Here is a 13,414-nt window from a genome sequence, read left to right on the forward strand (position 1 = left end):
CTTCAAGGTGGTTTTTTGGTGCTTTTGCTCAACTTTAATTGAGCCAGGGCTCGCCAGTCAGTCCGGACAGGCAGGCACCACCGCCTGTCTGTTCCCTGCCACGGTCATCCACTCTGGTCATAAAAAAAGGGGGCCGAAGCCCCCTTTTTGTCTCATCCGGTCAACGCTTACAGCGCCTTCAGGATGGCCTCGACGCTGGCCTTGGCATCGCCAAACAGCATCTGGGTGTTCTCCTTGAAGAACAGCGGGTTCTGGACACCGGCGTAGCCAGTGTTCATGGAGCGCTTGAAGCCGATGACATTCTGCGCCTTCCACACTTCCAGCACCGGCATACCGGCGATGGGGCTGCCCGGATCTTCCATGGCGGCCGGGTTGACGGTGTCGTTGGCACCGATCACCAGCACCACGTCGGTGTCGGCGAAGTCATCGTTGATCTCGTCCATTTCCAGCACGATGTCATAGGGGACTTTCGCTTCCGCCAGCAGCACGTTCATGTGACCAGGCAGACGACCGGCCACCGGGTGGATACCGAAGCGCACCTTGACGCCGCGATCACGCAGCTTCTGGGTAATCTCGGCCACCGGGTACTGGGCCTGCGCCACCGCCATGCCGTAGCCCGGGGTGATGATGACGGAGCTGGCGTTCTTCAGCATGTCGGCCACGTCTTCGGCGTTGGTCTCGCGGTATTCGCCCAGCTCCTGCTCGGCGGTGGAGGCCACGCCGTCGGAGCCAAAGCCTCCTGCGATCACGGAGATGAAGGAGCGGTTCATCGCCTTGCACATGATGTAGGAGAGGATGGCACCGGAGGAACCCACCAGGGCACCGGTGACGATCAGCAGGTCATTGGAGAGCATGAAGCCCGCCGCCGCCGCCGCCCAACCGGAGTAGGAGTTCAGCATGGAGACCACCACCGGCATGTCCGCACCCCCGATGGAGGCGACCAGGTGCCAGCCGAAGGCGAAGGCGATCAGGGTCATCACCAGCAGGGCGAAGGTGGAGCCACCGGCGTTGACGAAGTGGATCATCAGCGCGATGGAGACCACCACGGCCAGCAGGTTCAGCTTGTGGCGGTGGGGCAGCATCAGCGGCTTGGAAGAGATGAGGCCACGCAGCTTGCCGAACGCCACCACGGAACCGGTGAAGGTCACGGCACCGATGAAGACGCCCAGGAACACTTCCACCAGGTGGATGTTCAGCATGGCGCCGGAGAGGTGCTCGACCTGGGCGACGCTTGCCGCCTGCTCGAACGCCGCCCGGGCGGCTGCCAGGGTCGCATCCAGGTTGGAGCCGACGGAGACCACCACTTCAGCGGGGGCGGAGGGGTGCAGATCGATGAAGCTGTTGAAGCCCACCAGCACCGCTGCCATGCCCACGAAGCTGTGCAGCACGGCCACCAGCTCGGGCATCTCGGTCATCTCGACCTTGAGGGCCAGCCGCACGCCGATGGCGCCACCGATGGCCATGGCCAGGATGATCCAGTGGACGCCACTGGTTTCCGGGTTGAAGACGGTGGCGAGCAGGGCGATGGCCATCCCCGCGATACCGAACAGGTTGCCATGCTTGGCCGTTTCTTGCTTCGACAGTCCCGCGAGACTGAGGATGAAGAGCACGGCGGCAACGATATAGGATGCTGTTACCAGTCCTTGAGACACGTTAAACCCCCTTAATCCTTACGGAACATCTTCAGCATGCGCTGAGTGACGGTGAAGCCACCGAAGATGTTGATACTGGCAATCAGCACGGCGACAAAGGCCAGCACGGTGACCAGGGTCGACCCTTGTCCAATCTGCAACAGCGCACCGACCACGATGATGCCGGAGATGGCATTGGTGACCGACATCAGCGGCGTGTGCAGGGCGTGAGAGACGTTCCACACCACGTAGTAACCGACCACGCAGGCCAGGATGAAGACGGTGAAGTGGGAGAGGAAGGCGGCAGGCGCCACGGCGGCCACCCAACCGAAGGCGGCGATGCCGAGGGCACCGAACACGAACTTCTTGTTGGAGGGCTTGGCCTCTTCCTTCTTGGCGGCCGGTTTGGCGGCAGCCGGTTTCTGCGGGGCGGCAGAGACGGAGATGGCGGGGGGCGGGAAGGTCACTTCACCGGCCTGGACCACCGTCATGTTGCGCTGTACCACGTCTTCGAAGTCGATGGCGACGTTGCCGTCCTTCTCCTTGCACATCAGCTTCATCAGGTTCACCAGGTTGGTGCCGTAGAGCTGGGAGGATTGGGCAGGCAGGCGGCCCGGCAGATCGGTGTAACCGATCACCTTGACGCCGTTGTCGGTGACATGCAGTTCACCCGGTACCGTGTATTCGCAGTTGCCGCCGGCCTGGGCCGCCATGTCCACGATGACGGAGCCCGGCTTCATGCTGTCCACCATTTCCTTGGTGATGAGCTTGGGTGCCGGCTTGCCCGGGATCAGGGCGGTAGTGATGATGATGTCCACTTCCTTGGCCTGCTGGGCGAACAGCTCCATCTCGGCCTTGATGAACTCTTCGCTCATCACCTTGGCGTAACCGTCGCTGGAAGCGCCATCTTCGCCGCCGAAGTCCAGCTTGAGGAATTCCCCACCCATGGACTCGATCTGCTCGGCCACTTCCAGACGGGTATCGAAGGCACGCACGATGGCACCGAGGGAACCGGCGGTCCCGATGGCGGCCAGACCGGCCACACCGGCACCGATGACCAGCACCTTGGCGGGCGGAACTTTACCGGCGGCGGTGATCTGGCCGGTGAAGAAGCGACCGAACTGGTGCGCGGCTTCCACGACGGCGCGATAGCCACCGATGTTGGCCATGGAAGAGAGGGCGTCGAGGGACTGGGCACGGGAGATCCGCGGCACCATGTCCATCGCCATCACATTGATGTTGCGCTCGGAAAGCTTCTTGACCAGCTCGGGGTTCTGGGCGGGCCAGATGAAGCTCACCAGGGTGGCACCATCCTTAATTTGTGCGATTTCGGCCTCGGTCGGCGCGTTGACCTTGAAGACAAGGTCGGCTTGCCAGACGTTCGGTACCACGCTGGCACCGGCAGCCTCGAAGGCGGCATCATCGAAGCTGGCTCGCAGGCCGGCACCGGCCTCGATGGCAACCTCGAAGCCGAGCTTTTTCAGCTGCTCGACAGTGGCCGGGGTCGCTGCGACCCGGGTCTCACCGGCGAGACTCTCTCTCGGTATTCCAATCTGCATGACTATTCCCTGATGGTTAATAAACAATCATCGCCAAGTCTCTCATGTCTGAGGGGACAAGGCATGATCAAAGTGCAGGTCACGGGCCCTTTGTTATGAAAATCAGCAGGCTTCACCTCGACCTCCTGTCACGGTCAGGCCCCCGCTTTTCAGGCGCGAGGGTGATTAGTATCAAATTTTGGAGTTTTATTACAACCACGACCCCGGGCGGGCGGGTACAGAATTCAGCCCATCCCGGACCATGATTAAAAAAAACAAACCAAATTAGGGGCTTATACCAGCAAAAAGCGCTAAAAAAAGTGATCCAACCAGTCAAAAAAAATGTTTAACCCAGCCTCTACCTTAGCGTTTTTTGTTCTTACGAAATCTGCCGTTGGCTCATCTGATGAGATGAAAAGGGAAAAAGTAACCATTTTGCAACGATCAGGGGGCCGCGTCCCCGCCTGCTGGCGGGTTCGGGCCCCCTGGTGCAACCGGGCCTTGGGCCCGTTTCAGGCACGCTCTGCTTACCAGGCCGCCTCATAAATATGCCGGCTCTGGGCCAGGTCGATGTCGCCGTGCTCACCCAGGGCGGTCATGCCGTGCTCTTCGAGCTTGGCCAGCAGGGCGTCGATCCGGGCGTCGGCCACGTAATCCCGCAGCCGGGTCTTGATCCCCATCCGCTCGAAGAAATCGCGGGTGGCGGCGATGGCCCCGTCGATACGCGCCTCGTCACTGCCGCTGCGCAGATCCCAGACCCGCTCGGCGTATTGCAGCAGCTTGGCGCGCTTCTGCTCGCGCTTGGCCTGCAGCAAGGCGGGCAGCACCACCGCCAGGGTCTGGGCGTGGTCCAGACCGTGCAGGGCGGTGATCTCGTGGCCCAGCATGTGGGTGGCCCAGTCCTGGGGCACGCCGGCTCCGATCAGGCCGTTCAGCGCCAGGGTGGCGCTCCACATGATGTTGGCACGCACGTCGTAGTTTTCCGGCTCCACCAGCGCCTTGGGCCCCTCTTCCGCCAGGGTCAGCAGCAGCCCTTCTGCAAAGCGATCCTGCACCTTGGCATCCACCGGGTAGGTGAGGTACTGCTCCAGGGTGTGGATGAAGGCATCCACCACCCCATTGGCCACCTGACGGGCGGGCAGGGTGTAGGTGAGCACGGGGTCGAGCACGGCGAAGCGCGGCATCACGAAGGGCGAGAAGAAGTGCTGCTTGTCCCCTGTGCTCTTGCGGGTGATGACGGCGCCCATGTTCATCTCGGAACCGGTGGCCGGCAGGGTCAGCACGCTGCCCAGAGGAATGGCGGAGGCCACCTCGCCCCCGACGGTCTCGAGGATGTGCCAGGGATCCCTGGCCGGATCGTAGTGAGCGGCCGCGGCGATGAACTTGGAGCCGTCCAGCACGGAGCCGCCACCCACCGCCAGCAGGAAGTCGATCTTCTCGGCGCGGGCCAGTTCGACGGCACCCATCAGGGTCTCGTAGGTGGGGTTGGGCTCGATGCCGCCAAATTCAAACAGGGTCAGGCCGGCCAGCTCGCTGCGGATCTGGTCCAGCAGGCCGCTGCGCACCACGCTGCCACCGCCGTAGGTGACGAGGATGCGGGCGTCGCTGGGGATCTGGCCGCGCAGCTGGGCCACCTGGCCCTTGCCGAACAGCACCTTGGTGGGGGTGTGCAGGATGAAGTTGTTCATGGGATCTCCCGGGGTGGTCGTAGTCGGTAAGGTATGGGTTGCATTTTTCTCTTATAACCCCCTACCATCAAGGGAGCTTTCTGCCGATTTCTTGCCTATTTCTACTGAGCCTGGATAAATGAGTACAAATCAGCCCATCGCGGCGACCCACCAGTCCGCCCTCGCCAGCCGACTCGCCGCCCTGGCACCCCACCCGGGGATCACCGCCGCCCCCGTGCCCGGCGTGCATCTCATCTACACCACGGAGCATCACGACCGCATCCCGGTGCTCTACCGCCCGCGCATGATCATCATCCTGCAGGGGCACAAGGTGGGCTATCTCTCGGACTTCACCTTCCGCTACGACCCCGAGCACTACCTGATGATGACCCTGCCGCTGCCCTGCGAGTGCGAGTGCTTCGCCTCCCCCGAATCCCCTCTGGTGGGGCTCTCGGTGGAGATCGACGTGGCGGCGCTGCAGGCCCTGCTGCTGGAGATGGGGGACGCGGCCCCCGCCCCGGCGGAGCCGGGTCGCGGCGTCGTCTCCGTGCCCCTCTCCGAGACCATGCTCTGCGCGGTGGAGCGCCTCATCGACGTGATGGACAAACCGCTCCACGCCCGGGTGCTGGGGCCCCAGATAGTGCGCGAGATCCTGTTCCACGCCCTGCACGAAGGGGGTGCCCCCGCCCTGCTGGCCATGGCCAGCCGTCACAGCCAGGTGAGCCAGATAGCCCGGGTGCTGCGTATCATGGAGCAGCGCTTTACCGAGAACCTGACGGTGGAGGAGCTGGCCCGGGAAGCGAACATGAGCGTCTCGGCCTTCCACCACCACTTCAAGGCGGCCACCGCCACCTCGCCCCTGCAGTACATCAAGACCCTGCGCCTGCACCGGGCGCGGCTGATGATGCTGCACGACGGCCTCAAGGCCGGGGTGGCGGCGGACAAGGTAGGCTACGAGAGCGGCTCCCAGTTCAGCCGCGAATACAAACGCTTCTTTGGCAACACCCCGAGCGAACACGCGGCACGCTTTCGCTCGGGACAACTGCGTATCGTGGAGGGATGACATGCGCACACTGATCCTGCTCGTTCTGACCCTGCTGGCCACCGCCTGCACCGGCATTCCCCCCGGCCACCAGGTGGTCAAGCCGTTCCAGCTCGACCGCTACCTGGGCACCTGGTACGAGGTGGCCCGCCTCGATCACGGTTTCGAGCGCGGCCTGAACCGGGTCACCGCCACCTACAGCCTGCGGGATGACGGCGGTGTCAGGGTGATCAACCGGGGGCAGGACGAACAGGGGGAGTGGCGCGAGGCCGAGGGGCGCGCCTACTTCGTGGGCGACAGCGACGAGGGGCGCCTCAAGGTGAGCTTCTTCGGCCCCTTCTACGGCAGCTACAACGTGCTGGCGACGGACTATGAGCTCTCCCTGGTGAGCAGTTACAACCTCCAGTACCTCTGGATCCTCTCCCGCACGCCCCATCCCCCCAAAGAGAAGGTAGAGGCCCTGGTCGAGCGGGCCCGGGGGCTCGGCTTTGCCACCGACCGGCTGATCTGGGTCAGCCAGGATCCGGCGGGGAACGCCCCATGAGGATCTTCCAGGCCACCCCCGGGGACATTCCCCGGGTCACCCCCCTGTTCGTGGAATACCGGGCGTTCTACCGGCTGCCTGCCCGGCCCGAGGCCGCCGAAGCCTTCCTGCTGGAGCGCTGCACCGCCGGGGAGTCGGTGCTCTTCGTGGCCCAGAGCGAGGCGGGAGAGGTGCTGGGATTTGCCCACCTCTATCCCCTGTTCTGCTCCCTCGCCCTGAAGCCCATCTGGCTGCTGTACGATCTGTTCGTGGCGCCGGCGGCCCGCCAGCAGGGGGTGGCCCAGGCGCTGCTGGCGCGGGCCGATCGCCACGGCCAGGAGACGGGCGCCGCCTTCCTGATGCTGAGCACCGCCACCGACAACCGGCAGGCTCAGGCCCTCTACGAAGGGCACGGCTACCAGCGGGACAACGAATTCTACAGCTACATCAAGCCCCTCTGAGCCTCTGCCTGCGCCCGTTGCAGGGCCAGGACCCGGCATTATTCAGCGGGTGCATGGTGAAATAATATTCATACACAGGATGAATAAAGGCGACCCCGGGGTCGCCTTTGTCACATCTGGGCAGGCTCAGGCCCTCTACGAAGGGCACGGCTACCAGCGGGATATCGAGTTCTACAGCTACATCAAGCCCCTTTGAGCCCCTGGCCTGGCCGATTGCCGGGCCAGGACCCGGCATTATTCAGCGGGTGCATGGCGAAATAATATCCATACACAGAATGAATAAAGGCGACCCCGGGGTCGCCTTTGTCACATCCGGGTCGCAGCCTAGAGCCGGAAGCGCCCGATCTCCTGCTCCAGCCGCTCGGTGAGAGACTTGAGCTGGGCCGCCTGGGCGGCCTCTTCGCCGGCCTGGGCCGCCAGCGCCTGGGAGACGTGGCGGATATTCTCGGTGTTGCGGCTGATCTCGCCGGTCACCGAGGTCTGCTCCTCGGCCGCCGCCGCGATCTGGGTCGCCATGTCGCTGATGGCGCCGATGGCCTCGTTGATCCTGCCCAGGCTGAGATTCGCCGCTTCGGCGTCCTCCACGCTGGTGCCCGCCAGCTGGCGACTGGTCTCCATGCCGCCCACCGCCTTGCGGGTGGTCTGCTGCAGCGCCTCGATCATCTGCTGGATCTCGGCGGTGGAGTCGTGGGTGCGGCGCGACAGCACCCGCACCTCGTCAGCCACCACGGCAAAGCCGCGCCCCTGCTCCCCGGCCCGGGCCGCCTCGATGGCGGCGTTCAGGGCCAGCAGATTGGTCTGCTCGGCGATGCCGCTGATGGTGGCCAGAATGCCGCTGATCTGCTGGGCGTGGCCATCCAGCTCGTGGATGGTCTGGCTGGCGTCGGAGACCTCCCCCGCCAGCCCCGTGATGCTCCGCTGGCTCTGGCCGACCTGGGACTGGCCGGCCACCGCGAGGCGCACCGCATCGCCGGCGGTGTTGGCGGCAAACTCGGCGTTGCCGGCGATCTCCTGGGTGGCGGAGGCCATCTCGGTCACCGCGGTCGCCACCATGACGATCTCGTCCTGCTGCTGGCGCACCCGCTGGCTGCGGGCCTCGGCCCCCGCCGCCTGAGTGCGGGACTGGGCCGCCAGCTCGACGGTGACGTCCCGCAACCGGCTGACGATGCCGTGCAGTCGCGCCACGAACTGGTTGAAGTTCTGGGCCAGCTGCCCCACCTCATCCTGGCTGCGGGTAGCGATCTGCACCGTGAGATCCCCCTCCCCGTGGGCGATGTCGGCGAGCGCCCTGGAGACCCGTCCCAGATCCGCGAACAGGTAGTTGAACATGGCGATGAGCAGGGCACCGAACACCAGCAGCAGTACCAGGGTCAGCCCCACCAGTTGCCACAGCAGGGAGGCGAGCGGCGCCTCCAGCACCTCCTTGTACATCACCATGGCGAGCAGCCAGTCGGTGCCGGGCACGCCCTGCACCGAGAGCAGCACCTCGCGCCCGTTCAGGTTGGCGCCGTGCAGTTCGCCGTCGCGGCTCCACGCATCCAGCGCCGCCCCGGTGAGACCGGGATCCAGCTCCGCCACCTGCTTGAGCGCCAGCTCCTTGTTCGGGTGGCCGACGATGAGGCCGGTGCGATCGAGCAGCATGGCGTAGCCCTCCCCCTGCACCTTCATGGCCAGCACCTCGTCGATGAGGGCGTCGAGGGAGAGATCCGCCCCGGCCACCCCAATCACCCGGCCCTGATGGCTCACCGGCTCGGCCAGGGTCACCACCATCTGCTGCATGGTCACGCTGACATAGGGCGGCGTGACGATGAGCTTGCCCGCCTTGTCGGCGTTCTGGTACCAGGGGCGGGCCCTGGGGTCATAGTTGGCGGTGTTGAGGGCGGGATCGTGGCGGGTCATCTCCCCCTGCGCCGAACCAAAATAGGTGAGGCCGAAACCGCCGGAGGTGCGGGTCTGCAACAGGTGGGGCACCAGGGCCGTGTCGGGGTCGCGCGCAATGACGGCGGCCAGGGCGTCGACCGCGTGCTTGCGATCCGCCAGCCAGTTGCCGATGGCCACCGAGTGGGCGTGGCCGTAGTTGACCGCCTCGCTCTGGATGGCGTCAAGGGTGCGGGATTTGAGGGTGTGGAAGGCGACGATACCGAGCAGGGCTGCCATCAGCAGCACTACCCCCAGGCTGGCCGCGAGCAGCTTGCCGCGCAACGAGAGAGTCATGACAACGAATCCTTGTGGTAGCCGGGGGCCGGGAATACCCCCATCTTGGTAGTTCTGTCGGCACAATCATGAACGGTCTTTAGTGAATCCTGATATTTTTTCATCTATCAACAACAGAACGCACTACCAGCAACAGACTGTTCACTATTCCATGCTGACACCCGCAGACACCACAAGGCCGCCCTAAGGCGGCCTGTCACTTACCCCTGATATGCACCGGCGGAGTAGGTCAGCTCATAGCTGTGGCTGTAGATCTCGATGATGTTGCCGAAGGGATCTTCCATGTAGACCATGCGGTAGGGCTTCTCGCCCGGATAGTACTCGCGCACCGGCATCCGCTGCTTGCCACCCGCTGCGACGATGCGCGCCGCCAGCCCCTCGACATCCGGATCCTGCACGCTGAAGTGGAACACCCCGGTCTTCCAGAATTCGAAGTTGTTTTCGCGCTGCTCGCTGTTGGGGAACTCGAACAGCTCGATGCCGATCTTGTCGCCGGTGGAGAGATGAGCGATGCGGAAAGAGCCCCAGCCCGGGCCAAATACGTCGTTGCACATCACGCCGATGGCGGAGTCATCCTCGGTGATGGTGGTCGCCGGCATGATGAGATACCAGCCCATCACCTTGGTATAGAACTCGACTGCCTTGTCGAGGTCAGTCACCGTGATGCCGATGTGGGAGAAGTTGCGCGGGTAAGTCATAAGTCACTTTGAAATTGTGTGTGGGAAACAGGTGACATGATAGGAAGAGACGCCATAATGAAAAATAAGGTCAAACTAATGGAATACATAAATTAAATTTATGGTTAATCCACTCTGGCTCCACACCCTGGTGGTGGTGCATGAAACCGGCAGTTTTACCCGTGCCGCCGATCGGCTGGATCTCACTCAGGCCGCCGTCAGTCAGCATATCTCGCGCCTCGAGGCCGAATTCGGCCCCCTGCTGCTACGCAAGCCCCGTCAGCTGGAGCTCACCCCGCGCGGGCTGGTGCTGCTCGACTTCGCCCGCCAGCAGGCGCAGGCCGCCGAACAGCTGCGAGCCCGTCTCTCTGATGACGACCCTCACCGCGGCGCCATCACCCTCACCACCCCCGGCAGCATCGGCCTGCTGCTCTATCCCCTGCTGCTCGATCAGCAACAGGAGCATCCCGGACTCACCATCCAGCACCGCTTTGCCCCCACCCCCGACATAGTGCAGGCGGTACTGGCGGGGCGCAGCGATCTGGGACTGGTGGATCAACCGCCGGAGCACCCCAGCATAGCCGCCGAGCCCTTCGCCCGCGAACCCCTCTGTCTGGTAGTACCCAACGACGGCGAGGAGCCGAGCTGGCAGCACCTCTGTCAGCTCGGCTTTATTGACCACCCGGATGGCCGCAGCATGGCTCAGCGCCTGCTGGGACGACGCTATCCCGGCCAGCGCTTCGACGAGATCCCGCTGCGCGGCTTTACCAACCAGATCGGCCTGATCCTGGATCCAGTCGCCCGCGGCCTCGGCTTTACCGTGCTGCCCCGCTTCGCCGTCACCGCCTTTGCCCAACAGGAGCAGATCCGGGTGATCCAGAGCAGCATTGAGGTGATCGACACCCTCTGGCTGATCTACCGCGCCGAGTGGCCGCTCCCCGCCCGCCACCAGCGGCTGGTGGAAACCCTCAAGACGCAGGTCGGCGCCATCTGATGGACAAACAACAAGGCCGCCTCAAGGGCGGCCTTGTACCATCAGGGAGCAGGGTTATGTCACCCGCGCCAGCGCCGTGTTGATCCTCAGGTTGGTCGCCTCCAGCCCCGGCGGCTGGCCGTAAAAGTCGAACGCCAGCTCGACACCGGGGCGAAACAGCAGGCAGTGGGTGGAGCCGCCGAAGTGGAACATGCCGAGCTGCTCCCCCTTCGCGATCCGCTGCCCCGGCTGCACCGTCACCTCGCAGCTCGACACCTCCGCCATGCCCACTGGCACCACGCACATCAGGCCGATTTTGGGGTTGTCCGCCTCGATGAAGATGAGTGCCCGGGTCGCCACCGCGGTGAGGAAGGGCTGGGACTGGTTCGGGGCGCTGGGGTCGGGCCCCGCCGGGCTGTCGAAACCCTGGTGGCGGTTGGCCAGGTAGTAGCTGCCGTTGACCACCTTGACCGAGCGCACCGTGCCGCTCACCGGGCTGTGCCAGCGGTGATAGCTGAGGGCGCTGAGGAAGGCCTGATAGAGGGTGCCCCCCTCGAACGCGGCGGCGCGCGGGTCGAAGTCCAGCAGGTTGTCCAGAGAATAGGGCTGCCCCTTGAGCCAGAAGGCGTCCTGCCGCCTTACCCCGGTCACCACCTGCAGCGGGGCCGACTCGCAGGCGTTGGCGATCACGCTGTCATCGTCCGGGGCCGTCACCGGCCGCACGCCGGGGCAGAAGCGGCGGGTGAAGAAGTCGTCCCAGCTGGCGAAGCCCTCGTATTCCTCTCCCGGCACGGTGTGGAAGATCCCCTCGAAGCGCTCTGGGGTGGGGTTGTCGCCGGCCCCGAGCGCCCCCTGCGCCACCTTGACCATCTCCCGTTTCGCCACCTCCCCGAGCCAGGGGACGATCAGGGCCTGGCGATCCAGGGGGCTCACCGACCCCGTCAGCACATAACGGGACGCGGAACTTTGCAGGAAGTCGGCCCAGTAACCGAGGATCTTGCGCAGTTGCTGGTTCACCAGCGCATTGGCAAAGAAGTCATACCCGGCGGCCGTCGCCATGGGCCAGTTGAGCAGGGCATTGATGGGGAATCCGATCAGCCCGGCGGGCTCCTGGGTCTGCACATCCTGATAGGCTTCCGGGGCCGTGGTCATGATGCCGTTGAGCAGTTGCAGGAACTCATCGAAGCTGCGCACCTGGACCTGGCCGAGCGGCGTGCTGTGCTCGTGCTGCCACGCCTCGTCAAACATCCCCTGGGCCTGCTGATGCAGGAGAGGATCCTGCTCCACCAGCGCCTTCAATCCGGCGATCGGGGCCACCAGCGGGCGAGGCTGGCGGGTGACCGCCTGACGCAGCCGCTGTACCCAGCGCGCCACATGGGCCTGATCCCGGGGGACCCAGCCACCGGCATGGGCATGGGGGTGACGCGTATCCACTGCCTTGTTCATCGCTCTCTCCTTGTTGAAGCGCCTTGGGCCCGCCGGATGCGATGCGCCTGAGGGCGCCATCTGGCAGGAAGCAAGGTGTAGCACAGGGGAAAAGCGGCCTCCATTGGCAGAAATGGCAGCGGCGAAGCGGGGAAAAAGAGGCTAACGGAGGCGGTGGCAAACGCCGGAAATGCGAAAGGCCAGCTCAATGAGCTGGCCTTTCTGAAAAATGGCAGGGGCGGCAGGACTCGAACCCGCAACCATCGGTTTTGGAGACCGCTGTTCTACCAATTGGAACTACGCCCCTGCAACAAACGAGGCGTAGTATACAAAGCGGAGGTCAAAGGTAAAGGCTTTTTTTCTCACTTTCGATGCGATCGAACAAATGACGAGCAGATCCCCGCAATTCCAACAAGGAGCGGGGGTAAGCTGCTGTATTTGCAGCCCCGGCGGGGTAGGAATGGGACACAAATGGGGGTAGGGTGAAACCAGGCTCAGGGAGGCTGCCCATGCTCAATTACCGACTGCTGCAACAGCTTGCGCCCCTCAACTTCCGGGATGAGCGCAAGACGGAGACCCTGGCCGACTATCTGGACAGAGTCTCTCCCCTGGTGCCCTCCATTCCCTCCAATGTGCTCGCCCAGTGGATTTACCGTCATTGGCGCGGTTTTGAATCCAACTGGAGCTTTATCGATCTCGCCAGCCACCAGTTCGAGTGCGAGCACTGGCCCACCGCGCAGATTATCGAGCAGATAGACTCCCGCCACATGGAGGTGATCGATCGCTGGGGCGAGATGCTGCGCAGCAACCGCTACGTGCGCCGCTCCTGGCTCGGGGAGAAGATGCTGAGTCTCGGCACCTGGTCCGAACCCATCATAGTGCTGGCATCGGAGGCGGGCAGCAGCTACCCGGACGGTCACCCCCTGCCCCATCCCTACTGCCTGCTGGAGGGGCACCACAGGCTCGGCTACCTGCGCAGCATGGCCGCCGATGGCGCCCCCTTGCAGGCGCAGCACGCACTCTGGATTTGTCGACCCGTTCGCGACACTTAAACGTTTTTCCGGCCAAATCCTGCCTCTGAAATAAATTTTTGACAATTCAAAAACCAGCCCTATAATCGGTGCGGTTTTGAAAAAGGTCGGGACAGGACAATGCCGTTTTTGATGAAAAAAGCAGCCTTGCAGACGGGTGGAGCGCACCAGAGCGGCCCCGTTGTTTCCGGTTCCCGTCCCACAGATCCCCCGTTTTTTTTGAAAAGAGCCC

General features: G+C 63.9%; 11 protein-coding genes and 1 tRNA gene. 5 read left to right on the plus strand and 7 right to left on the minus strand.

From position 1 onward, the window contains the following. Nucleotides 1-167: 167 nt before the first annotated feature. The 3 genes from pntB to yqhD form a co-directional block, all read right to left on the minus strand. Nucleotides 168-1,652: a Re/Si-specific NAD(P)(+) transhydrogenase subunit beta gene (gene pntB / locus H7R73_RS21485; RefSeq protein WP_010675995.1), complete on the minus strand. Its 1,485-nt coding sequence runs from the start codon at nucleotides 1,650-1,652 to the stop codon at nucleotides 168-170. Between the two features lie 11 nt (nucleotides 1,653-1,663). Then, complete coding sequence (locus H7R73_RS21490) at nucleotides 1,664-3,190, minus strand: Re/Si-specific NAD(P)(+) transhydrogenase subunit alpha (RefSeq protein ID WP_010675996.1); 1,527 nt, start codon at nucleotides 3,188-3,190, stop codon at nucleotides 1,664-1,666. A gap of 506 nt (nucleotides 3,191-3,696) precedes the next feature. Next, nucleotides 3,697-4,857 (minus strand): alcohol dehydrogenase, encoded by a 1,161-nt coding sequence (gene yqhD, locus H7R73_RS21495; RefSeq protein ID WP_010675997.1) that lies wholly within the window; start codon nucleotides 4,855-4,857, stop codon nucleotides 3,697-3,699. A 118-nt stretch (nucleotides 4,858-4,975) separates the two neighbouring features. On the opposite strand from yqhD, the gene H7R73_RS21500 reads away from it, so the two are divergent. From H7R73_RS21500 to H7R73_RS21510, 3 genes are read left to right on the plus strand one after another with little or no spacing between them, the layout of a single operon-like run. Further along, entirely contained in the window at nucleotides 4,976-5,899 is a 924-nt protein-coding gene (locus tag H7R73_RS21500; protein WP_010675998.1) for an AraC family transcriptional regulator, read from the plus strand. 1 nt (nucleotide 5,900) lies between these two features. Then, complete coding sequence (locus tag H7R73_RS21505; RefSeq protein ID WP_041211937.1) at nucleotides 5,901-6,422, plus strand: lipocalin family protein; 522 nt, start codon at nucleotides 5,901-5,903, stop codon at nucleotides 6,420-6,422. After that, the gene (locus H7R73_RS21510) at nucleotides 6,419-6,862 is read left to right on the plus strand and encodes a GNAT family N-acetyltransferase (RefSeq protein ID WP_042015636.1); all 444 of its coding nucleotides are present in this window, start codon (nucleotides 6,419-6,421) and stop codon (nucleotides 6,860-6,862) included. The genes H7R73_RS21505 and H7R73_RS21510 overlap by 4 nt, the downstream gene beginning before the upstream one ends. 324 nt (nucleotides 6,863-7,186) lie before the next feature. On the opposite strand, the gene H7R73_RS21515 is transcribed toward H7R73_RS21510, so the two are convergent. Both H7R73_RS21515 and H7R73_RS21520 read right to left on the minus strand, forming a co-directional pair. Further along, nucleotides 7,187-9,076 (minus strand): methyl-accepting chemotaxis protein, encoded by a 1,890-nt coding sequence (locus H7R73_RS21515; protein ID WP_103260927.1) that lies wholly within the window; start codon nucleotides 9,074-9,076, stop codon nucleotides 7,187-7,189. A gap of 200 nt (nucleotides 9,077-9,276) precedes the next feature. Continuing rightward, nucleotides 9,277-9,774, minus strand: a complete 498-nt coding sequence (locus H7R73_RS21520) for a lactoylglutathione lyase family protein (protein ID WP_041209527.1) — start codon at nucleotides 9,772-9,774, stop codon at nucleotides 9,277-9,279. Between the two features lie 100 nt (nucleotides 9,775-9,874). Between H7R73_RS21520 and H7R73_RS21525 the strand changes: the two genes are divergently transcribed. After that, the gene (locus H7R73_RS21525) at nucleotides 9,875-10,747 is read left to right on the plus strand and encodes a LysR family transcriptional regulator (protein WP_103260928.1); all 873 of its coding nucleotides are present in this window, start codon (nucleotides 9,875-9,877) and stop codon (nucleotides 10,745-10,747) included. A 54-nt stretch (nucleotides 10,748-10,801) separates the two neighbouring features. Here the strand turns inward: H7R73_RS21525 and H7R73_RS21530 are convergent, their stop codons facing one another. Next, nucleotides 10,802-12,172 carry a phosphatidylserine decarboxylase family protein gene (locus H7R73_RS21530; RefSeq protein WP_182951409.1) on the minus strand — a complete coding sequence of 457 codons (1,371 nt, stop codon included), beginning with the start codon at nucleotides 12,170-12,172 and terminating at the stop codon, nucleotides 10,802-10,804. A gap of 209 nt (nucleotides 12,173-12,381) precedes the next feature. After that, nucleotides 12,382-12,458, minus strand: a tRNA-Trp gene (locus tag H7R73_RS21535). Nucleotides 12,459-12,660: 202 nt separating this feature from the next. Here H7R73_RS21535 and H7R73_RS21540 point away from each other — a divergent pair. Beyond that, nucleotides 12,661-13,203 (plus strand): hypothetical protein, encoded by a 543-nt coding sequence (locus H7R73_RS21540; RefSeq protein WP_103260930.1) that lies wholly within the window; start codon nucleotides 12,661-12,663, stop codon nucleotides 13,201-13,203. Nucleotides 13,204-13,414 lie beyond the last annotated feature (211 nt).

Origin of the sequence: Aeromonas sp. WP2-W18-CRE-05 (assembly GCF_014168615.1) — a bacterium.
In the GTDB taxonomy this organism is placed as follows: Bacteria; Pseudomonadota; Gammaproteobacteria; order Enterobacterales; family Aeromonadaceae; genus Aeromonas; species Aeromonas caviae.